This window comes from Arthrobacter sp. Soil761, assembly GCF_001428325.1.
Taxonomy (GTDB): Bacteria; Actinomycetota; Actinomycetes; order Actinomycetales; family Micrococcaceae; genus Arthrobacter.
The window spans coordinates 1-20,378 of record NZ_LMSF01000012.1 but is presented as its reverse complement, the minus strand read 5'-3'; the positions used below and the strand labels follow the sequence as shown (position 1 = coordinate 20,378).

Below are 20,378 nucleotides of genomic sequence, written 5' to 3'. Positions count from 1 at the left end.
CGACGGCCTGGCTTATGCCATCAGCCGGCCGTCGGGCGTACCCACAATCTTGACCACTCCCGAATTGGAGGGAAACCGTGCGCTTCATCCTGCGCCGACTGGGTTTCTACCTGATCGCCTTCTGGGCATCCATTACCCTGAATTTCCTGCTCCCCCGCTTCATGCCCGGGGACCCCGTATCACGCATGTTTGCCCGCTCCCAGGACAGAATGCAGCCCGAACAGCTCGAAGCCCTGCGCAAGCTGCTTGGCGTGGACGACCGGCCCATCTGGGAGCAGTACGCCGGCTACCTCCAGAACATCCTCACCGGACAGATGGGGGTATCGATTACACGCTTCCCCACCCCCGTCACCGAAGTCATCTCATCCCAAATCGGCTGGACCCTCCTGCTTGGCGGGACCGCGCTGGTGATTGCCGCCGTCGTGGGCAACCTGCTGGGCATCCTGGCAGCCTGGCGCCGCGGCAGCGCCCTCGACTCGGCTCTGCCCCCCGTGCTGGTCTTTATCGGATCGTTCCCCTACTTCTGGCTGGCAATGGGCGCCCTGTACCTGTTCGGCGTCGTGCTCGGCTGGTTCCCCATCCGCCACGCGTTCACCGACGGCCTGGAGCCGGCGTTCACTGCCGAGTTCATCGGTGACGTCGCCGCCCACCTCGTGCTACCGGCGCTGACCATCGTGCTGGTCTCCATCGGTGGCTGGATGTTGGGCATGCGGAACACCATGATTGCCACGAACTCCGAGGACTACATCACAATGGCCGAAGCCAAAGGCCTGCGCCCCGGACGGATCATGCTCCGCTACGCAGCCCGGAACGCGATGCTGCCCTCGGTGACCAGCTTCGGCATGGGCCTGGGCTTCGTCGTCGGCGGCGCCCTCCTGACCGAGGTCGTCTTCGCCTACCCCGGCGTCGGCTACCAGCTCCTCAACGCCGTCCAAGGCCTCGACTACCCGCTTATGCAGGGCCTGTTCCTGACCATCACCGCCGCCGTGCTGCTGGCGAACTTCCTGGTGGACATCCTCTACGTCCGCCTCGACCCCCGCGTGCGCAGCAACTGAGCAGTGCGTACCCAGTAACCAAGGGACCGACCATGACCAGCGTTATCCTCCAGCAGCCCACCGAAGCAAAAGCTGCCCGCAAAACCAACCGCGGTTTCATCCACGGACTCATCACCAACAAGAAGGCCATGACCGGCATGGCCATTATGCTCGTCTTCATCGTCCTGGCCCTGGCCGCGCCGGTACTGTTCCCGGACGACCCCTCCCGGATCACCGGGATGGCCTCACTGGAACCAGACACCGAACACTGGCTCGGAACCACCGCCAAGGGCCAGGACGTGCTCGCCTTGACCATCCACGGCGCCCGAAGCTCCCTGCTCGTAGGGCTTACCGTCGGGTTCGCATCCACTTTCATCGGAATCCTCGTCGGCCTGGCATCAGCCTATTTCGGCAAATTCATCGACGAAGCACTGTCGCTGCTGACTAACGTCTTCCTCCTCCTTCCCGGCCTGCCGCTGCTTGTGATCCTGGCCGCCTTCCTGCCCCCAGGCCTGGGCACGGTCATCCTGGTCCTCACCGTCACGGGATGGGCCGGATCAGCGCGCGTTGTCCGGTCACAGGCCCTGTCCATCCGTTCCAAGGACTTCGTCGCTGCCGCCGTCGTCTCCGGTGAGCGCGCCGGCCGCATCATGTTCCGCGAAATCCTGCCGAACATGGCATCGATCGTGATGGGAACGCTGCTCGCCTGCGTCATCTACGGTATCGGGGCCCAGGCGGGCCTCGAATTCCTTGGACTGGGCGACGTCAGCACCGTCTCCTGGGGCAACAACCTCTTCTGGGCCGGAAACGAAGGCGCCCTGCTCACTGGAAGCTGGTGGGTCTTCATCCCCTCCGGCCTCTGCATCGCACTGGTCGCGTTCGCCCTGGCCCTCATCAACTACGCCGTTGACGAAGTAACCAACCCCCGTCTGCGGAAGATCCGCAAACCCGCCACCACCGAAAGGGGCGCCGCACAGTGACCGTCTCCCAAACCTCCTTCGGCTCCCATGAACCGGTCCTCGACGTCAAGAACCTCACCGTCAAGTACATCGGCGACTCCCGCTCGACCACGGCCGTGAACGACGTCTCCTTCAGCATCGGCGCCGGCGAGGTGTTCGGGCTGGCCGGCGAATCCGGTTGCGGAAAATCAACCATCGCCAACTCCATCATGCGGCTGCTCAAGGACCCGGCGAAGATCGCCGCCGGCAGCATCTCCTTCGGCGGCAAGGACGTGCTCGCCATGAACCAGGACGAGCTGCGCCGTTTCCGCTGGCAGGACGTCGCCATGGTGTTCCAGTCCGCCATGAACTCGCTGAACCCCGTGCTCACCGTCGGGGAACAGATGGCAGACATCTTCACCACCCACGCCGGCTACTCGCGCAAAGAATCCCTTCGACGCGCCGCACAGCTGCTGGAACTGGTCAGAATGGACCCCGCCCGCCTCAAGTCGTACCCGCATCAACTCTCCGGCGGCATGCGGCAACGCGCCGTCATCGCCATGGCTGTGGCCCTGAAGCCGTCACTGCTGATCCTTGACGAGCCCACCACCGCACTGGACGTGGTGGTGCAACAGGAGATCATGGCCCAGATCAAGGATCTCCAGCGCGAACTTGGCTTCTCCGTCCTCTTCATCACGCACGACATGTCCTTGATGGTGGAACTCTCCCACCGGATGGCCGTCATGTACGGCGGCCGGATCGTGGAAACCGCCAAAGCGCACGACATCTACACCGCCCCCGGGCACCCCTACACCCAAGCCCTCATGGGCGCGTTCCCGCCGCTCACCGGCCCGCGGATCCCGCTTAAGGGCCTGCCCGAAGGCGTGAAGTTCCGGAACATCCCGGACCTCGCCGAAATTGCGCCCGGCCACTTCGTGGCACCGTTTGATGCCGACGCCGAAGCCGCCGTCCTTGAAGGAGCAGCACAATGAGCCACGCCGTCCACTCCCCGACACGGCCGGATGTTTCGACCCTGACGCCGGCCCTGGAGGTGCGCGGACTGGGTAAGTCCTTCCACATCGGCGGCCTGTTCTCCAGCCAGGCGGTCCGGGCGCTCCACCGCGTCGACCTGACCATCGGCCGTGGAGAAATCGTGGCACTGGTCGGCGAATCGGGCTCAGGCAAGAGCACCCTGGCCCGCTGTGTCGCCCGGCTCGAAAAACCCAGCGAAGGGGCCATCCTGGTCGACGGCGTCGACGTCCTCAAACGTGACCGTTTCCAGGCCTCACGGGAGTTCCGGTCCCAGCTGCAAATGGTCTTCCAGGACCCCTTTGGCTCACTGAACCCCGCCCACCGAATCGAGCACTTCCTCCGCCGGTCCCTCACCGTCCACGGCAAAGGCGGCACCCGCCAGCGCGGTTCCGAAGAGCAGACCAGGCGCCGTCTAGAGGAGCTCATGACCACCGTCGGGCTTCAAGCCGACATGCTCGACTCCTACCCCCATGAGCTCTCCGGCGGGCAACGTCAACGGGTCGCGATCGCGCGAGCCCTGGCCGTGGAGCCAAACGTCATCCTCGCCGACGAGCCGACTTCCATGCTGGACGTTTCGGTCCGCATCGGCGTGCTGAACCTGATGCGGAAACTGCGCGATGAGCAGGGCATTTCCATGCTCTACATCACCCACGACCTCGCCTCCGCCCGGTACCTGGCGGACCGGACGGCAGTCATGTTCGCCGGCGAAATCGTGGAAGAAGGTGAATCACTGGACCTGCTCGCCAACCCGGCCCACCCCTACACCCAATTGCTCGTCTCAGCCGTCCCCGACCCGGCGCGGGCGGGATCCTACGACCCCATCCACCGCGGCCAGCTCCGGCAAGCCGTCATGGCTTCCGCCAGCTGCGCCTTTGAGAACGACCCGGAGCAGCGCTGCTCATCCGGGGAACCCGTCCGGCACCAGGTGGGCGACCCCCTCAACCGCCACTGGGTCCGCTGCCACCTCTACCGCCCGCGCGCCGGTGCCGGCGGCCATGCATTGGCGACAGAACCGGAGCCTGGAGACTGACGTTCCCGTTCCCACGTCCAAAACATCAACATTCACGCACTGGCAGCACCGACGCTGCCCACCGAAAGGTAACTGATGGAAGATTCACCCGCCGTATCCCGGCGTGCCCTCCTGACCGGAAGCGGGGCCGTTGCCCTCACCGGATCGCTCGCACTCTCAACACCATTCGCCCAGTCAGCGGCAGCGGCACCCCCGAACGCCCCCGACAACGCACCGGCCAAGCCGCCCTACAAAGGACCAACCCGTATGCGCCCGACTTATCACTTCAGCGTCCCCGACAACTGGAAGAACGACCCCCAGCGGCCCATCTACATTGACGGCGAATACCACTACTACTACCTCTACAACGCCGATTACCTCCAGGGCGGCGGCGGCACATCGTGGCGCCGTGCCACCACCACCGACCACGTCTCGTTCCGCGACCGTGGCGTTGCCATCCCTAAGTTCAGCAACGATAACGGCGACTGCTGGTCAGGCTGTCTTGTCATCGACGAACGGAACACTGCCGGCTACGGTGAAAACGCCGTCATAGCCCTCGTGACCCAGGCACCCCAGGGCCGCCAGGCGCAATACCTCTGGTACTCAACAGACCGTGGGCGTTCGTTCAAACCTGGTGGGACGGCGCCGGTACTTCCAAACCCAGGCGTGCAGGACTTCCGCGACCCGAAAGTCATCTGGGACGCCGACCGCGGGCAGTGGTTCATGGTCAACGCCGAAGGGCAGAAGCTCGGCTTCTACACATCTGCCAACCTGCGTTCCTGGCGGCGGGTCGGCGAATTCGTCCGGACGGACCTGGGGTTGCTGGAGTGCCCGGACCTTTTCCGCATGACCGCCGACGACGGTACTTCGCACTGGATCCTGGGCACCAGCGCCAACGGCAAGGGCCGTGGACTGCCAGCAACATACGCCTACTGGACAGGAGCCTTCAACGGAATCACGTTTACTCCCGACCATGCCGAGCCGGAATGGCTGGACTACGGCTATGACTTCTACGGTGCAGTGACCTACCCCCATCACGACTCCTCCGGCGCGGAGGATGCCACCCTGCGCAGGGCGCTTGGCTGGGCGAACTTCTGGGACTACCCCCACAACACTCCCACCCTGGCGACCGACGCGTACAACGGTGATGACATGATCGTGCGCGACATCCGGCTCAAGAAGGCAGGCGGAAGCTACCACCTCGCCTCAACCCCCACCACCGGCCTGGCCAACCACATCAAACGCACCCACCACCTCGGGGACGTCAAGGTCACGGGAACCCAAGACCTCGATATCAGTTCACTGGCCTATGACCTGACCTGTGAGCTCGTATGGGACCCGGCGGCCCCTCCGTCCAACATCGGCCTTGAGCTCTGCCGTGCATCCGGTGGGGGCCGGCACGTCGCGGCCGGTGCATTCCTCCGCGGCCCGTTCGCCTACGTCAACAGGCGACCCACCATCAACCCCACTGGCGGGGAAAGCCAGACACCTATCGATCCCTCGGCAGGGCGCCTCACACTCCGCCTCCTGGTGGACCGGACCAGCGTCGAAATGTTCGTCGGAGACGGACGGGTGGTGCACTCACACCGCGTTTTTCCCCTGGAAGGTGACAACAACATCCGGCTCTACGCCAACGATGGAACGGCCACCTTCAGTGACCTGACGATCAACGAGATCAACGCGACGACCTAGCCGCTCCCCCATCAACACTGTCCGAGAGACAAACATGGATTACCTCAAAGCAGCCTGCCCAGACTCCCAAAAGCCTTTTGACGCCGTCGTTGTCGGTGAAGCGTTGATCGATGTGGTCACCACCCCGAACAGCCAGGTTGAGCATCCTGGCGGATCGCCTGCCAATGTCGCCTATGGCCTCGGTCTCCTGGGGGTCACCACGGGCTTGCTCACGGCCATTGCACCCGATGAGCGGGGAAGAACTATAGAGATCCACCTCCACCGGGCAGGGGCGACACTTCTGCCAGGATCAAAATCCCTCACCCGCACCGCAACAGCGACCGCAACCCTCGGACCGGACGGATCCGCCGCATACGACTTCGACATCCGCTGGCAGCTGCCAAGAGCAACGCCTGCCTGTTTCCCCCAAATCCTGCACACCGGTTCCATCGCCACCTTCCTCAACCCCGGCGCCGGTGCCGTCAAAACCCTGCTCGAACAAGCCCACAAGCATTGCACCATCACCTACGACCCGAACATCAGGCCATCCCTGCTTGGCAGCCACGCCGAAGCGAAGGCAACCTTCGAAGCAATCGGCGCACTGACCAACGTCGTTAAACTCAGCGACGAGGACGCCCAGTGGCTCTACCCCGCGAAAACACTGGAAGAAACCGCTGAGCACATCCTCCGCCTCGGCGCCGGGCTGGCGGTGATAACCAAAGGTGCTGCCGGCTCCCAATTCACCTCGCCGTCCGCGAGCATCACCATTCCCGCCGTCAAAGCGACGGTGGCGGACACCATCGGCGCCGGCGACTCCTACATGGCCGCACTGATCCTGGGCCTGCTCACCCGCGGCACCGAGGGCTTTGCCCCCGCCGTCATGGAGCAGCTGGGACGCACCGCAGCCGCAGCAGCGGCCATCACCGTGCAGCGCGCCGGGGCTAACCCGCCCACCCTTGACGAACTCACAGCTGCTGTCGAAGCACACGCCTCCGTACCACGGGCTTTCGCATGCGACCAGGCATAAACAAAACGACCCTGCGGGCAACAAAAGTAAAGGACGCCGTTTACCCTGTTAGGAGGAGCCAACAATGACGTCTGAAAAGACACCGGGGCACCAAGCCCCTGCGCATTCGCTGCCGTCCAGCAGCAGGTTTGCGCAACTCACCCGGCGTTCCATGCTGGGCCTGGGCGGGCTCGCCGTGGCGGGGGCCACTGTGGGGGCCTGGCCCCGACTTACCGGCGCTGACATTCCGGGCCGCGGCAGCAAGGCCCTGAACATCGCCATTCTGGGAACGGCAGCGGATGCGGCGGGACGCCAGGGCCTGATCCAGGCTTTCACCGCCGCCCATCCCGACATCCCAGTGCGGCTGCAGGCGATTCAGGGTGCGGACTGGAAGGACTTCTTTTCCAAGATCCTGACCATGGTGGCCGCGGGCACGCCCCCGGATGTGGTCTATGTCGCCACCGAAGGCGCCCAGTTGTTCGCCGACAAGCTGGCCGAGCCTCTGGATGGATATGTCCGCCGGGACGCCGCGGCGATGAGCGACTACTTTAACGACGTTCATCCGAGCCTGCTGGAAGCCTTCATGTACCAGGGAAGCCTGTACCAGCTTCCCCTGGACTGGAACGCGGCGAACATGTACCTGAATACCACCACCTTCGCGCAGGCCGGCGTTGACCGGCCGAGGGACGACTGGACCAAGGACGACTTCAGCGCCACACTGCGAGCCCTGCGCAAGGCCCGGCCGGCTGACTTCACCCCGTACTACTGGACCAACCGGCTTTTCGGCGGGGTTGTCCCGTGGCTTTACGCCAATGACACCAGCTTCCTGTCCGAAACAAAGGCTCCCGGCGGGGACTGGCTTTGGGACCGCTTCTACCCGAGCGATCCTGCCCGTGGGACCCGCGGCGGCGGGTACCAGTGGCTGGCCCCCAACGCCGAGGACGGGCGGGTGGTCGAGACCTTCGACTATCTGCGTGAACTGGTAGCCGAAGGGCTTGGCGTGCGGCCCGAATCCGGGGGCGGCAACGCCCTGGTGGGCCTGTTCGGCAACAACCGCATCGGCACGACGCCGGCCGGTGGCTATTGGGCGCAGGGCCTGCACGAGGCCGGGATGACCGCCGATCAGTTCGACGTGCAGTTCTTCCCGCGCTGGCGGACCCAGCGGCACCAGTTCGGTGCTGCCGGCTACGCGATCATGCGCACTGCGAAAGACAAGGACGCGGCCTGGGAATGGGTGAAGTTCTGCTCCAGCCGCGAAGCGATGAAGCTGGCTATTCCCAAACCGAACACCACCCCCACACGCCGTTCGATGGTCAACGAGTCCTTGTACGCCGCCACCGGGCCGCGGCACTGGAAAGTCTTCTACGACACCTTGGACAGGTTCCCCACCTCCGGTCCGATCCCCGCCCCGCCGCAGCAGGCGGCCGTCGAAACTGCCCTGATGAAGAACGTCTCCACCGCGGTCAGCGGCAGCTCCGCCGATGTACGGACAGCGATGGGCAACCTTCAACGTGACCTCGAACTGGCCCTGAGGAGGAATTTATGACCACCACGTCCACCGTCCCGCGGCCAACAGTGAAGCCACCGGCCGTGCGCCGGTCCTTTGTCGAGCGGCGGCTTGCAAGGATTTTCCTTGCTCCTACGGTGATCGGGATGGCCCTTTTCACCTTTTTGCCGATCATTGCTTCGCTGGTCCTGGCTTTCTTCCGCTGGGACATCATTTCGGCACCACAGTTCGTCGGGTTCGCCAATTTCGCCTCGCTGGCACAGGACCCCACCGTCCGCGTGTCCTTCCTGAACACCATCGGGTTTGTGATTGTGGCGGTAGTCCTTCAACTCGGCATCGCCCTTGGCCTGGCCTCCATGCTTCAGGCCAGGATGCCGTCCTGGCTGAGGGTATTCCTCCGTTCCACCTTCTTCTTTCCTCTGGTCCTTTCCGCCGCGTCGGTGTCCATCTTCATGCGGTACATGTTCAACGAACAATTCGGCGTGGTGAATTGGCTCCTGTCGCTCGTCGGGATCCCCGCTGTGCCGTGGCTGACAAGCCCTGCGGCGTCCGCCGCCGTCGTCGTCCTGGTCTACGTGTGGCAGAACTTCGGGTTCTCCTTCCTGCTCTTCCTCGGCGCCCTGACCAATATCCCGAAAGAACTGCATGAAGCAGCGAACCTGGATGGTGCCACGGGCTGGAAACAGTTCAGCAATGTGACCCTTCCGCTGATCAGCCCGACGGTGCTCGTGGCGTCCGTCATGGCCATCATCAGCGCCCTGCAGGTCTTCGACCAGCCCTATGTCCTGACCAACGGCGGCCCCGGCGACTCCACCCGGACCGCCGTCATGGTCATCTTCGAATCCGCCTTCCAGCAACTGGAGTTCGGCAAAGCCTCCGCCGTCGGCCTGGTACTCACCGTGCTGATCCTTGCCGTCACCGCCCTGCAGTTCCGCCTTAGCCGCCGCTTCGTCTTCTACCAGTGAGGTCCGCCATGTCCAGCCAGACCCTGCACACCGGGACCGGCTTGCCTTCCGGTTCCACCGCCGAACCGCCCGCCACCCGTACGCCCCGCCGCTTGCCATCAGCCGGCACTGCCGGCAGATACGCAGCCTTGGCCGTGGCAGCGGCGCTGACCCTCGGCCCTGTCCTGTGGACCTTGTCCACCTCGCTGCGCACGCCGTCGGAATCGTTCAACCTGCCGCCCTCCTTCCTGCCCATCAACCCTGACTTCACGGCCTACCAGGAAGTGTTCAAGCAGATCAACGTCGGCCTCCTGGTCCTGAACAGCGCCCTGGTGACCGGCCTGATCGCACTTGGCCAGATGGCGTCGGCCACCCTGGCCGGCTACGCCTTCGCCCGCCTGGACTTCCGCGGTAAGAACGCCATCTTCTCGCTGGTGCTGGCCACCATGATGGTCCCGGTGCAGGTCACCATCGTCCCGGTGTTCATGCTGATCCGTGGAATGGGCCTGTCCGACACCCTGCTGGCCCTGATCCTTCCGGCCATTCCCACAGCATTCGGCACCTTCCTGATGCGCCAGTACTTCCTTGGCCTGCCGAACGACTTCGCCGAAGCAGCAGCCCTGGACGGCGCCGGGCCGTGGCGGATCTTCCGTTCGGTCTACGTCCCCCTGGCGGTCCCCGGCATGGCGATCGTCGGGATCCTCGCCTTCAACTTCCATTGGAACGAGTTCTTCCGGCCACTGATCCTCACCATCAGCGAACAGAATTTCACCCTTCCCCTCGGCCTGGTCACGCTCCAGGGCAATCTCGGCACCGGCAGCATCTCGGTGGTCCTCGCCGGCGTAATCCTGTCCATGCTGCCGGCTCTGGTCGTCTTCATCTTCGGCCAACGAACCCTGCGAGAAGGCCTCACCGCAGGCGCCAGCAAGTAGCGGTGCTTTAGGAAAGAAACACGTCCACGCAGTGGGGTGCATCATCTCGGGACACCGCAGGCGGACCAGAGCGACGACACTCAAACTATCTGAACACGTTAAAGCAAAAACCCCTCTGACGAGGGGATCTGCTGTGCCCGAGGTGGGACTCGAACTACATTCTCGCCCTTGCAAACACTGGGAGCCCGCGAAAACATCGGAAATACGGGCGCATTTGGAGGCAGTACGGGATAGTCCGGGACCAGGAGTGTGGACAAAGTCCACACTCCTTTTCCAATTAACTCGTGAAAGACGGGCTGTAGTGGTTAGTCAGGGAATCGCTTGCATCGCCGGGGTGGGTCCGTCGGTGCCAGTGGTGCAGATACTGACCCGGGGGTCGAAGGCGATGGCGCCGGGCTCGACTGCGATCAGTCCCCCATCCACCGGGATCGTGGCGGCGTTGACGTACGAGGCCTGATCGGAAAGCAGCCAGGCAATGACATCGGCGACCTCGGAGGATGCGGCCGGGCGCCGGCTTGGGACGAACGCTGTGGCGAGGCTATAGGCTTCCTCGCGATCGATGCCGCTGTGTTCAGCGAATTCGCCCATCTCCATGTCGGCCATCTCTGTCCGGGTCCAGCCAGGGCATACTGCGTTGGCGCGCACCCCGCGCGGTCCGTAGTCGACGGCCACGGACTGCATCAACATGGCAAGGCCGGCCTTCGTGGCATCGTAACCGGCGATTCCAGCGGTAGCCCGAAGTGCGGCCGCCGAGGCCACCCCTACGATCGAGCCGTTGGCTTTGATCAGGTGCGGCAAGGCGGCACGGACTAGTAGGAAGGGCCCGGTGAGGTTGGTGCTGACCATGGCGTTCCAGTCTTCATCGGACAGCTCGCCGGCACTGCCGGCACGGACAATTCCGGCATTCAGTACCAGGCCGTTGATGGTGCCGAATTGATCCACGGTGTCCTCGACCAGCCGTTCCATATCGGAAACCGAAGCGACGTCTGCGACAATAGCGTGGGCGCCGGTTGTTTCAGCGACCTTGGCGATAGCTTCCCGCCGGCGTCCACAGATGACAACTTCCCACCCTTGGCCCCGGAGTGCTGCGGCGGTGGCGGCTCCGATTCCGGTTCCTCCGCCCGTAATAACTGCAACTGGTGTGGGGGTCATTTGGATCTCCCGGTTCTGTTTCGGAGTGTGTGCTGTTGCCGTCTCATGAAGGACTAACCCTTCGACTTAAACAAGGGTGCGGCGTACCTTTGCGCGTCATTCTGGTGGCTTCAATGCCGAAATGCTTTCCCCATCGACGATGGCGGATACCTTGCTGCCGCCAGAGGGGCGGCAGCAAGGTATCCGCGTCAGATTACTTCTTTGGCGTAGTCGATGTCGCGTCTGCTCCTGCCGAAAACCAGGCCGCCAAGCATCGCGGCGGGAATGAGGACGAGCAGCCATTTCGCGGCAGCGTTGTCAGGCCCAATGAGGGAGTCGTAGTTCTCGACCGTCACGTAGCCGATGTAGGAGAGGATCAGGGTGGAGAGAGTGGGTGCGATCTTGGTCGCCCAGATACTGGTGTTGTCTTTGGTCCGGAAGAAGAACACGACGATGGATACGGACGCCACGATGAGGATGGTGATGAAGGCTGCCGTTGCCAAGGCGCTGAACCAGGCGAACACGACGGTCAGCGGATCTGCGCCGAAGACCAGGAAGGCAACCACGACGATGCCGACGGCCACGCCGTTGGCCAGGGCTGCGGTGGCGGGACTCCCATCCTTGGAAACGGTGGCCAGCCTGGCCGGCAGGACTCCGGCACGGCTGAGGGCGAAAAGGTAGCGGGCGAACATGTTCATCAGGCCCAGCAGCATGGCGAGGTAACTGGTCACGACGAGAACCTGCATGGCCATGCTCAAGACGCTCCCTCCACTTTCGGAGGCGAGGTTGAAGATGAATCCCGCAGGGTCATCCGTTGCCGCCTGTTGGATGTTGTCCACCCCGATGGCCCCTCCGATAACCCAGATGGAGAGCGTGTAAAAAATTCCGACAAAGGCAATCACGGCGTAGAGGGCCCGCGGGATCGTCTTGCGGGGGTTGATTGCTTCTTCAGAGAAAACCACGGTTGCTTCGAAGCTGGTGAAGCACAGGAAGGCGAACAGCAATGCAATGCCCAGGCCCGGGCTGAAGAGGTTTTCTGGCGTGAAGCCAGAGAATGTGAAGACTCCTGGCCCCTTGCTGGCAACGAGCACGATAACGAGGGCAGCCACTACGAGCGTTTCACCAATGATGAGGACGGCCAAGAGTCGGATGCTCGTGTCGACGCCCCGCATAGTGAGTGCCGTGGAGATCAGAAGCAACGCGACAATCCAGACGAGCGGGGGCACGGAGAGTCCCGTGATGCTCTCCAGCAACTGCCCGGCGAAGACGCCGAACTGCGACCAGAGCCCGACCTGCAAGCTGAGGTACATCAGCAGCGCCAGACCAGCTCCTGCCGTGGCCCAGGGTGTACCTAGGCCTTTGGCGATGTAGGCGACGAAGCCGCCGGCGTTGGTGACATACCTGCTCATGCGCAGGTATCCGACGGCGAAGAGTGCGATGAGCAGGGCAGCGATCGCGTAGATCAAGGGGGCTGCCGGTCCAACCGCAGCAAAGACCACGGGACCGGTGCCCACGACGGCTGCCATGGGGGCCGCCGCTGCGATGACGAAAAAGGCGATGGCGAAGACGCCGAGTTTATTTGAGCGGAGATGGCCTGCTTGCGGTGGGACAGGTGTGCTGGACGGCGTCGTTGCCGGCAACTCGCTGACATTATCAATCATGGGTTTTCTCTTTCGGGCAGATAATGGCCGTAGCCGTGGTCGGGCTTCCTCAGACGAGGAGCCGTGCCTTGAGTTTGTTTGTGAGCGCCGGAGTGATGCCGAGTCCGTCTTCCAAGTAGGAGTGACGTGATCCCCAGGCGTGCTCCACGCTGTGCCATGCGGCTTCGAGGTACCCTTGCCGCGCTTCCAGCAAGGGTGTGATGACTGTTCGCAGGTGCCTGTCGATGGGCGCGACGCTGCCTGCGGAATCTCTGATGAGGTATTGGTTCTCCGGCAATGAACTCTGAACGTAGTCTTCGAGGATTGCGGTTTCAGGTACTCCCAGGATGGTCAAAAGGATGGCTATTGCCCATCCGGTTCTGTCCTTCCCTGCCGAGCAGTGGACGACGACAGGCAGCTCAACTCGAGCCAATGACTGAAGGAAATTGGCAAATACCGATGGGTTGCCGGCTATGTCACGGGCATAGAGCCGGTGCATTACCTCTTCAGCCTCCGCAGCAGTCAGCGTCCTGCCAAGCTCGCTCACGCGACCTTCGCGAACCGCAGACCACAGGCACGCGTCCCTGCTGTCTTGAGCCTGAAGTGGCGTTTGTACAGCCGTTAGCGCAGGCACGCAACGGTCTTCGGCGTCGGATTCCCAAGGACTTCGCAGATCCATGAAGTGCAGGCGTGCCGCCTCCAGCCTCTGACGGTCCAGGGCTGTCGAGTATCCGAAGTGTCCACTCCTGTACACCATGCCTTCAGCCACACGGGATCCTCCGTGCGCTGGCAGTCCCCCGAGGCTTCGGAAGTTCCGGACGCCCTCAAGGGAGTTAGGGCCAGCCAAGCCTGGTGTGACCTGTTTCATACATAAAAGGTAAACACTGAATGTTTCGTACTGCAATAGAACACGTTAAATGTTTGTTGCATGACTAGTTCAGAACTTAGGCATAGTGTTCAATGTTTTCAACCGCATCGGAGCGGCCGCGTACCTCTTCTTCAAAGTTTGCACAGACTGTTCACTTTTAGGATCTGATGTGCAATCATGTGAAGCAGATCACCAGCACCCCACACGAAGGACCAGAAATGAGTGCCTCCAACAAGCCCCTCTCCCTTCGGGAACGCAACCGCATGAGAACCCGCGGCGACATTCTCGACACCGCAGCTGAGCTGCTGAGTTCGGAGGGGTACGCCTCTACCGCGCTCGAGGTCCTCAGCCAGCAGGCGGGTATTTCGAGGGGCACCATTTATGCCCACTTCCCCGGCGGAAGGGACGAAATTGTCCGCGAAGTTTATCTGCGGATCGCCGACGCCGTGTACGTACGAGGGATCAGCTTGCGGGATCCCCTGACGGACCCCGGCGCAAGAATCACGGCGCTGGCCACGGCGTTGGTGGAGGCGACAAAGGAGCCCAAGGGCCGGTTCTACGGGGTGATGGGACCGGACCTGGTGTCAGCACTATCGGACGTCATGGGCTCGACTTCCCGCTCTTTCGAAGAGCTCATTGCGCGGGATCTGAAGGATGCCAAGGACAGCGGCACCTTGCCGGAGGACGCACCGACTGAGGCCTTGGCTGCAACGATAACCGGGGCGATCCGCGCTGCCGGGGCTGCTGCAGCACGTGAGCCGGCGAACGCCGGGCCAGCGGTCGCGGCTATCCGGTTGCTCATGGACGGACTTCTAGTACGAGCCACTGTCTGACCCGCCAAGGGTCCGAAAACCACTAACGGAGGAATTTGTGTCAACACAACACTACGACGTCATCGTCATTGGATTGGGCCCCTGGGGCTCATCGGCGGCGTGGCACTTGGCAGCCCGCGGCAAGTCCGTGCTCGGCCTGGATAAGTTCGCACCACCGCACATGCACGGTTCGCACGGAGGCGCCACACGGCTGGCCCGGCAATCCAGCAGTGCAGGAGCCCAGTACACCACCTTCACAAAGCGGACCTTTGAGTTGTGGGACGAGTTGGCCGCGAAAACCGGGACCCGGCTGTTGGAACGTTCGGGAACTGTGTTCGTCGGCGAACCCGGATCAATGTGGTTCGACAAAACGGTGGCCTCCCTAAGCGCGTCCGATTTTGAGTACGATGCCCTTGACGCGTCGACGGCACGGAAGCGGTTCCCTTGGGCCACCATTGGTGACGACGAAGTCGCCGTATGGGAGCCAAACGGCACCGTTGCCCTCGTCCACCCCGCCATCAAGGCCCTGCAGTCGGAGGCTCGCCGGCTCGGCGCAACCCTGCGCACGGGAGAAGCGGTTCAAGGCTGGGATGAGAGCGCTTCGGGCATCGTCGTGAGCACCGATCAGGGTAACTACTCGGCCGACAAGGTCGTCGTCACCGTGGGTGCCCGCGCCAACCATTTGACGCAACTGGATCTGCCCTACAAGGTGGACCGTCAGGTGCTGGCCAATTTCCGCCAGGACGGGCTACCGAAGCCGGCCATCTACTTCGCCAAGCCCCCAGGATCGGACGAGGCACCGGCTTACGGTTGCTCCGAGCCTAACGGTGAATGGAAGTTCTCTGTCCCCGGGAAGGGAAACTGGATCGACCCCGAGGACCTTAGTCAGGACCTCAGGCCCGGAGACCTCGAACGGATCCAGGAAGTGCTCAGCGCCAGGCTCCCGGACATCGACACCAACCCGGTATCGACCACCGTATGCATGTGGTCTGAGGTGGAGGACGGCCATTGGGTTATCGGTGGACACCCGGAGTCGTCCGATGTCGTCATAGGCACCGGAGACATGGGCCGCGGGTTCCGCTATGCAGCGGTTGTTGGTGAAATGCTGGCCGATCATGTCGACGGCATTTCCCGCCCCGAAACAAACCTGTTCCTGCCTTCACGCTTCGCCATAGCAAAGGCGTAAACAGTGACACCGGCAGACGTCCTGACCGCACCGTTACAGAGCTTGTGGGAGCTCGTGAAACAGTGCGAACAGTGCAGCCAGGACAACCTCCGACCCCAACACAGTGCACCTGCATTCGAACATCGAAGGACATCCAATCCTAATGACCATCGTCCCTGATACCGAAATCACCAGCATTGAGGCGGTGCTTTCGACGAACCCAGACTGGGCTGGCTGTCACGTCACCGCACATTCCCTCTCCGGCGGCCAGGCCCATAAGAACTACCTCGTCGAGGACGGTTCCCGTCGTTGCGTCGTCAAGCTCTGGAACAACTACTGGGAAACGGTAGGAGTTCTGCCCGCCGCCCACGTGGTTCTGGAAAACACAAGAATTGCCGCCGAGATCGGAGTGGGCGCGCCCGTCATAACAGTCTCAAACGAACCCTTGGCGCTGGCTCTCGACTTTGTTCCGGGAGGCCACCCGAGGCTAAGCGAGGACGATGACTCCGTCACCCGACTCGTCCCTGCCCTTCACCGGCTTCATCACTCCGGCCGCCGGTTCCTCAACGACATCAACCCCTTCAACCTGGCCCGACAAAGGATGGAGGCCGCCAAAAGACAGGGTATCGAGCTGCCGCCCGGAACGTCAGCCATCCAGGCCCTGATGGACCGCCTGGAGACCGTCCTGGCCCTGGATCCTTCCCAGTTTGTTCCCTGCCATCTGGACATTTGGGATGCAAACATCATCAAGGACACCTCCTCGATGACCTACAACATTATCGACTGGGACCTCGCCGGCAACTCGGACCCGTGCTACGAGATCGGATTTATTGCAGCGCAAAACGGATTCGGGAAAGAGAGGGCACAGGCACTCTTCGAAGCCTATTTCGGCAACACTGACCCAGTAAAAATGGCCCGCGCCAGGCTCTTCATGGCGGTGGCCCATTGGTCCAACAGTGGACTGTGGATCACCGCAATGGGCAACGCTGCGCCCAACGACGACGCCGACTACGCAGGGGAACTGCGTACATGCTGGGAAGGGCTGATCACCGAAATAACAGCCCCTGACTTCCCTGACTTAGTAAAGGCAGCCGCAAAACCGGCAGCTCTCGTCTAACACCCCCCGTCGCGCGTTAGCGCCTAACCAAGGCTGGCTCTACACCAGTCGATACAACTACGCCCATAAACAGGAAAAAGATTTCGGAGCAACAGATGAACGACATCACACAGCAAGAAGCACACAAGATAGTTGAAGCGGCACGAGAGGCAGCCCTGGCCTCGGAAACTCTGATGAACATTGCCGTTGTAGACGCCGGCGGAAACCTCAAGGCCTTCACCCGCATGGACGGTGCGTGGCTCGGCAGTATCGACATCGCCATCAAAAAGGCACGCACGGCCCGTTACTTCGACATGCCCACCGGAGACATCGGCTCGATCTCGCAGCCCGGCGGACCGCTGTTCAACATCGAAGTGTCCAATGGCGGCCTGATCACCTTTCCCGGAGGCATCCCACTGACCAAAGACGGGGTGACCATCGGCGCCATCGGTGTCAGCGGCAGCACCGTGGAAAACGACCACCTGGTCGCTACTGCCGGCGCCCAAGCCCTCTAACCGGTTGCCGGGGCCGGCCATCGACCGTCCGACCCCGGCAACACCCACCGACTCATGTTCCGGACTCAAATCCGCACCAACGGCCAAGGACAGCAATGACACTCGAAACAGCCACAGAACCGGCACCCGACGCACTCCTCCAGGAAGGTCTCATTAACCGCCGCGAACGCACCATCGGGCGCCACTCCCCGCTGTTCTATGCCACTCCCCTGGAAATCGTGGCCGGCGAGGGCGTGTGGGTCCACGACGCCACCGGCAAGACCTACCTGGATGTCTACAACAACGTTCCACACGTCGGACACTCCAACCCCGTCGTCCGCGAAGCAATCACAACCCAGCTGCAGACCGTCAACCTCCACACGAGGTACCTCAACTCACGCGTCGTTGAGTACGCCGAAAAGCTGCTGGCGCTCTTCGATTCCCCCTTGGAGCGGGTGTTCTTCACCAATAGCGGATCAGAAGCAAACGAGCTCGCGCTGCGAATCGCACGGCAACACACCGGCAACACCGGCATCCTTATTTCGGACCACAGCTACCACGGCAACACCACGACCCTTGCCGAACTGACCACCGGCCTCCAGGTCAAAGAACCCCTCGGCGCCCACGTACGCCCCATTCGTATTCCGGACGCAGCAGGGCTGACACCGGCTAAACGAAAGCGCCTCCTCCAGGAAGCGCTGCGCGACGTCGACGCAGCCATCTCCTCGCTCCAGGCCGAAGGCTACGGCGTCTCAGCCATCCTGTATGACCCGCTGTTCTCAACCGAGGGACTCCTGCAGACCCCCGACGGCTACATCGAGGCAGTCACCGACCGGGTCCGTGCTGCCGGCGGACTGATCATCGCGGACGAGGTCCAGTCAGGCTTCGGACGGACCGGCAACCACATGTGGGGCCACCAGGCTTTCGGCACCACCCCTGATCTGGTGACACTTGGCAAGCCGATGGGCAACGGCCACCCCGTAGGTGGCGTCATCACCACGCACGCACTGATGGAGGAATTCGGGGAAAACAACACCTACTTCAACACATTTGCTGGAAACCCCGTTTCGTCGGCAGCCGGCCTTGCTGTGCTCCAGGTCATGGAAGAGAACGGGCTTGTTGAAAATGCACACCAACTCGGCAAGTTCATCGCTGACGAACTCGCAGCCCTTACTAAGGGCAACCCCAGGATCAAGGGCGTACGCGGCAGGGGCCTCTTCTTTGGCCTGGAAATCGTCAATCCCGACGATGCGACGCCGGACCCCGCCGCCACCAAGGCACTCACAGAAGAGATGCGTTCCCGCGGCGTTCTCATCGGAAAGATCGGTCGCCACGAAAACGTCCTCAAAATGAGGCCACCGCTCGTCTTCGAACTCGAACACGCCCAACACATGATCGAGCAACTCCGTCTGGCACTGGAAACACTCGACGGCCCTACTGATCAAAACCAATGGTGACCATCCCGGATTCACGCGGAACAACAACTAACCACTCAATGAGGAGAATGCCATGAACACCACGCCTGTCCTGACCGAGGGCTCCGTTGCTGCCCGGACCATCTTCAATCCCGCCACCGGTGAACCCGTCGGAGACGCCCCGGTGCATACGGTCGCGGACCTGCAGCACGCCATCGACGTGGCAGTCGCCGCCCAGCCCGGCTGGGCCGAGYTCGGCCACGAGGCACGGTCCGCTGCACTGTTGAAGGCCGCCGACGCCATCGAAGCCCGCGCCGAAGAACTCGCCCAGCTGCTTTCCCGCGAGCAGGGCANCGAAGTTTTCGGGGCCGGCCGGGAAGGCGCCCGGCATGCACCACRCCYGTCCTGACCGAGGGCTCCGTTGCTGCCCGGACCATCTTCAATCCCGCCACCGGTGAACCCGTCGGAGACGCCCCGGTGCATACGGTCGCGGACCTGCAGCACGCCATCGACGTGGCAGTCGCCGCCCAGCCCGGCTGGGCCGAGTTCGGCCACGAGGCACGGTCCGCTGCACTGTTGAAGGCCGCCGACGCCATCGAAGCCCGCGCCGAAGAACTCGCCCAGCTGCTTTCCCGCGAGCAGGGCAAACCGCTGAACGGCCCCAACGCCCGCTTCGAAGTCGGCGCCTGCGCGGCCTGGCTCCGCGCCGCCGCAGGGACACCGCTCGAAGCCGAAACCCTGGTCGATGACGGTGAAACACGCGCCGAGCTGCATTACCGGCCCATCGGCGTCGTCGGGGCCATCGGGCCGTGGAACTGGCCCATGATGATCACCGTCTGGCAGGTCGCCCCCGCCCTGAGAATGGGCAACGCCGTAGTGGTCAAACCCTCCGAACACACCCCGCTCAGCGTGCTTGCCCTCGTTGAAACCATCAACGAAGCCCTGCCCGAAGGGCTCCTCACCGTAGTCTCCGGCGGACGCGATGTAGGCGAAGCCCTCGCCTCCCACCCCGCCATCGGGAAGATCATGTTCACCGGCTCCACCGCCACCGGCAAAGCGATCATCAAATCCTCCGCGGACACCGTCAAGCGGCTCACCCTGGAACTGGGAGGAAACGACGCCGGCATCRTCCTGCCCGACGCCGACCCGAAGGCCATCGCCGAAGGCCTGTTCTGGGGCGCCTTCATCAACACCGGCCAAACCTGCGCCGCCCTGAAACGCCTCTACGTCCACGACGACATCTACGACGCCGTCTGCGACGAACTCACCAACGTGGCCAAGGCCATGCCRATGGGYAACGGCCTGGACGAAAASAACGTCCTCGGACCGCTGCAGAACAAGGCACAATACGARATCGTCGCGAACCTCGTGGAGGCCGCCAAAGCCTCCGGAGCCCGCGTCCTCCTCGGCGGAAACCCGGACACTGACCAGCCCGGCTACTTCTACCCCACCACCCTCGTGGCCGACRTCGACAACRACAACCCACTCGTCGCCGAAGAACAATTCGGCCCCGCCCTGCCCATCATCCGCTACAGCACCATCGACGAAGCAATCCAGAAAGCAAACGCCCTCGACGTCGGACTCGGCGCCTCCGTCTGGTCCTCAGACCCGGCAACAGCCCGCAACGTCGCCGCCCGCATCCAGCCAGTGCGGTGATGGGCCGGGACTGCAGCAGGAAGAACCG

17 protein-coding genes and 2 pseudogenes are annotated in these 20,378 nt (G+C 62.9%); 16 read left to right on the top strand and 3 right to left on the bottom strand.

All coding sequences use genetic code 11. The features are described from left to right. Positions 1-77: 77 nt before the first annotated feature. The 9 genes from ASG79_RS08250 (at position 78) to ASG79_RS08210 (ending at position 10,073) form a co-directional block, all read left to right on the top strand. Positions 78-1,055 carry an ABC transporter permease gene (locus ASG79_RS08250; protein WP_056390057.1) on the top strand — a complete coding sequence of 326 codons (978 nt, stop codon included), beginning with the start codon at positions 78-80 and terminating at the stop codon, positions 1,053-1,055. Positions 1,056-1,087: 32 nt separating this feature from the next. Then, the gene (locus tag ASG79_RS08245) at positions 1,088-2,014 is read left to right on the top strand and encodes an ABC transporter permease (protein WP_056390056.1); all 927 of its coding nucleotides are present in this window, start codon (positions 1,088-1,090) and stop codon (positions 2,012-2,014) included. Next, on the top strand, positions 2,011-2,964 hold the full coding sequence (locus ASG79_RS08240; protein WP_056390055.1) for an ABC transporter ATP-binding protein: 954 nt from the start codon (positions 2,011-2,013) through the stop codon (positions 2,962-2,964). The genes ASG79_RS08245 and ASG79_RS08240 overlap by 4 nt, the downstream gene beginning before the upstream one ends. Beyond that, the gene (locus tag ASG79_RS08235) at positions 2,961-4,034 is read left to right on the top strand and encodes an ABC transporter ATP-binding protein (protein WP_056390054.1); all 1,074 of its coding nucleotides are present in this window, start codon (positions 2,961-2,963) and stop codon (positions 4,032-4,034) included. The genes ASG79_RS08240 and ASG79_RS08235 overlap by 4 nt, the downstream gene beginning before the upstream one ends. Before the next feature lie 75 nt (positions 4,035-4,109). Continuing rightward, positions 4,110-5,705 (top strand): glycoside hydrolase family 32 protein, encoded by a 1,596-nt coding sequence (locus ASG79_RS08230; protein WP_235509765.1) that lies wholly within the window; start codon positions 4,110-4,112, stop codon positions 5,703-5,705. A gap of 34 nt (positions 5,706-5,739) precedes the next feature. Next, positions 5,740-6,711: a PfkB family carbohydrate kinase gene (locus ASG79_RS08225; RefSeq protein WP_056390053.1), complete on the top strand. Its 972-nt coding sequence runs from the start codon at positions 5,740-5,742 to the stop codon at positions 6,709-6,711. Positions 6,712-6,775: 64 nt separating this feature from the next. Further along, entirely contained in the window at positions 6,776-8,236 is a 1,461-nt protein-coding gene (locus ASG79_RS08220) for an extracellular solute-binding protein (RefSeq protein WP_056390051.1), read from the top strand. Continuing rightward, positions 8,233-9,162, top strand: a complete 930-nt coding sequence (locus ASG79_RS08215) for a carbohydrate ABC transporter permease (protein ID WP_056390049.1) — start codon at positions 8,233-8,235, stop codon at positions 9,160-9,162. The genes ASG79_RS08220 and ASG79_RS08215 overlap by 4 nt, the downstream gene beginning before the upstream one ends. A gap of 8 nt (positions 9,163-9,170) precedes the next feature. Next, complete coding sequence (locus ASG79_RS08210) at positions 9,171-10,073, top strand: carbohydrate ABC transporter permease (RefSeq protein WP_056390047.1); 903 nt, start codon at positions 9,171-9,173, stop codon at positions 10,071-10,073. 309 nt (positions 10,074-10,382) lie between these two features. Here ASG79_RS08210 and ASG79_RS08205 read toward each other — a convergent pair whose 3' ends face one another. The 3 genes from ASG79_RS08205 to ASG79_RS08195 all read right to left on the bottom strand — a co-directional run bounded on the left by ASG79_RS08205 (position 10,383) and on the right by ASG79_RS08195 (position 13,712). Then, entirely contained in the window at positions 10,383-11,225 is an 843-nt protein-coding gene (locus ASG79_RS08205; protein ID WP_051081424.1) for an SDR family NAD(P)-dependent oxidoreductase, read from the bottom strand. A 188-nt stretch (positions 11,226-11,413) separates the two neighbouring features. Then, positions 11,414-12,865 (bottom strand): APC family permease, encoded by a 1,452-nt coding sequence (locus tag ASG79_RS08200; RefSeq protein WP_018771069.1) that lies wholly within the window; start codon positions 12,863-12,865, stop codon positions 11,414-11,416. Between the two features lie 49 nt (positions 12,866-12,914). Continuing rightward, positions 12,915-13,712, bottom strand: coding sequence for a tyrosine-protein phosphatase (locus tag ASG79_RS08195; protein ID WP_081620239.1), 798 nt, complete (start codon positions 13,710-13,712; stop codon positions 12,915-12,917). A 218-nt stretch (positions 13,713-13,930) separates the two neighbouring features. Between ASG79_RS08195 and ASG79_RS08190 the strand changes: the two genes are divergently transcribed. From ASG79_RS08190 to ASG79_RS08160, 7 genes and pseudogenes are all read left to right on the top strand, one after another. Continuing rightward, positions 13,931-14,545 carry a TetR/AcrR family transcriptional regulator gene (locus tag ASG79_RS08190; RefSeq protein ID WP_056390044.1) on the top strand — a complete coding sequence of 205 codons (615 nt, stop codon included), beginning with the start codon at positions 13,931-13,933 and terminating at the stop codon, positions 14,543-14,545. A 37-nt stretch (positions 14,546-14,582) separates the two neighbouring features. Then, the gene (solA, locus tag ASG79_RS08185; RefSeq protein WP_082581700.1) at positions 14,583-15,710 is read left to right on the top strand and encodes an N-methyl-L-tryptophan oxidase; all 1,128 of its coding nucleotides are present in this window, start codon (positions 14,583-14,585) and stop codon (positions 15,708-15,710) included. A 142-nt stretch (positions 15,711-15,852) separates the two neighbouring features. Further along, entirely contained in the window at positions 15,853-16,806 is a 954-nt protein-coding gene (locus ASG79_RS08180) for a phosphotransferase (protein WP_056390041.1), read from the top strand. Positions 16,807-16,901: 95 nt separating this feature from the next. Next, positions 16,902-17,300 carry a GlcG/HbpS family heme-binding protein gene (locus tag ASG79_RS08175; RefSeq protein ID WP_018771074.1) on the top strand — a complete coding sequence of 133 codons (399 nt, stop codon included), beginning with the start codon at positions 16,902-16,904 and terminating at the stop codon, positions 17,298-17,300. A gap of 95 nt (positions 17,301-17,395) precedes the next feature. Beyond that, a complete protein-coding gene (locus tag ASG79_RS08170; protein ID WP_056390039.1) occupies positions 17,396-18,736 on the top strand; it encodes an aspartate aminotransferase family protein in 1,341 nt (446 codons plus the stop codon). 52 nt (positions 18,737-18,788) lie between these two features. Further along, a pseudogene (locus tag ASG79_RS08165) lies at positions 18,789-19,047 on the top strand (aldehyde dehydrogenase family protein); the annotation flags it as partial. 52 nt (positions 19,048-19,099) lie between these two features. Further along, positions 19,100-20,338 (top strand): annotated as a pseudogene (locus ASG79_RS08160) (aldehyde dehydrogenase family protein); the annotation flags it as partial. Between the last annotated feature and the right edge of the window lie 40 nt (positions 20,339-20,378).

Coding starts and splice junctions, on each gene's coding strand:
- ASG79_RS08245 (WP_056390056.1), top strand. CDS start 1,088: ATGACCAGCGTTATCCTCCAGCAGCCCACCGAAGCAAAAGCTGCCCGC.
- ASG79_RS08235 (WP_056390054.1), top strand. CDS start 2,961: ATGAGCCACGCCGTCCACTCCCCGACACGGCCGGATGTTTCGACCCTG.
- ASG79_RS08230 (WP_235509765.1), top strand. CDS start 4,110: ATGGAAGATTCACCCGCCGTATCCCGGCGTGCCCTCCTGACCGGAAGC.
- ASG79_RS08225 (WP_056390053.1), top strand. CDS start 5,740: ATGGATTACCTCAAAGCAGCCTGCCCAGACTCCCAAAAGCCTTTTGAC.
- ASG79_RS08220 (WP_056390051.1), top strand. CDS start 6,776: ATGACGTCTGAAAAGACACCGGGGCACCAAGCCCCTGCGCATTCGCTG.
- ASG79_RS08215 (WP_056390049.1), top strand. CDS start 8,233: ATGACCACCACGTCCACCGTCCCGCGGCCAACAGTGAAGCCACCGGCC.
- ASG79_RS08210 (WP_056390047.1), top strand. CDS start 9,171: ATGTCCAGCCAGACCCTGCACACCGGGACCGGCTTGCCTTCCGGTTCC.
- ASG79_RS08205 (WP_051081424.1), bottom strand. CDS start 11,225: ATGACCCCCACACCAGTTGCAGTTATTACGGGCGGAGGAACCGGAATC.
- ASG79_RS08200 (WP_018771069.1), bottom strand. CDS start 12,865: ATGATTGATAATGTCAGCGAGTTGCCGGCAACGACGCCGTCCAGCACA.
- ASG79_RS08195 (WP_081620239.1), bottom strand. CDS start 13,712: ATGAAACAGGTCACACCAGGCTTGGCTGGCCCTAACTCCCTTGAGGGC.
- ASG79_RS08190 (WP_056390044.1), top strand. CDS start 13,931: ATGAGTGCCTCCAACAAGCCCCTCTCCCTTCGGGAACGCAACCGCATG.
- ASG79_RS08180 (WP_056390041.1), top strand. CDS start 15,853: ATGACCATCGTCCCTGATACCGAAATCACCAGCATTGAGGCGGTGCTT.
- ASG79_RS08175 (WP_018771074.1), top strand. CDS start 16,902: ATGAACGACATCACACAGCAAGAAGCACACAAGATAGTTGAAGCGGCA.
- ASG79_RS08170 (WP_056390039.1), top strand. CDS start 17,396: ATGACACTCGAAACAGCCACAGAACCGGCACCCGACGCACTCCTCCAG.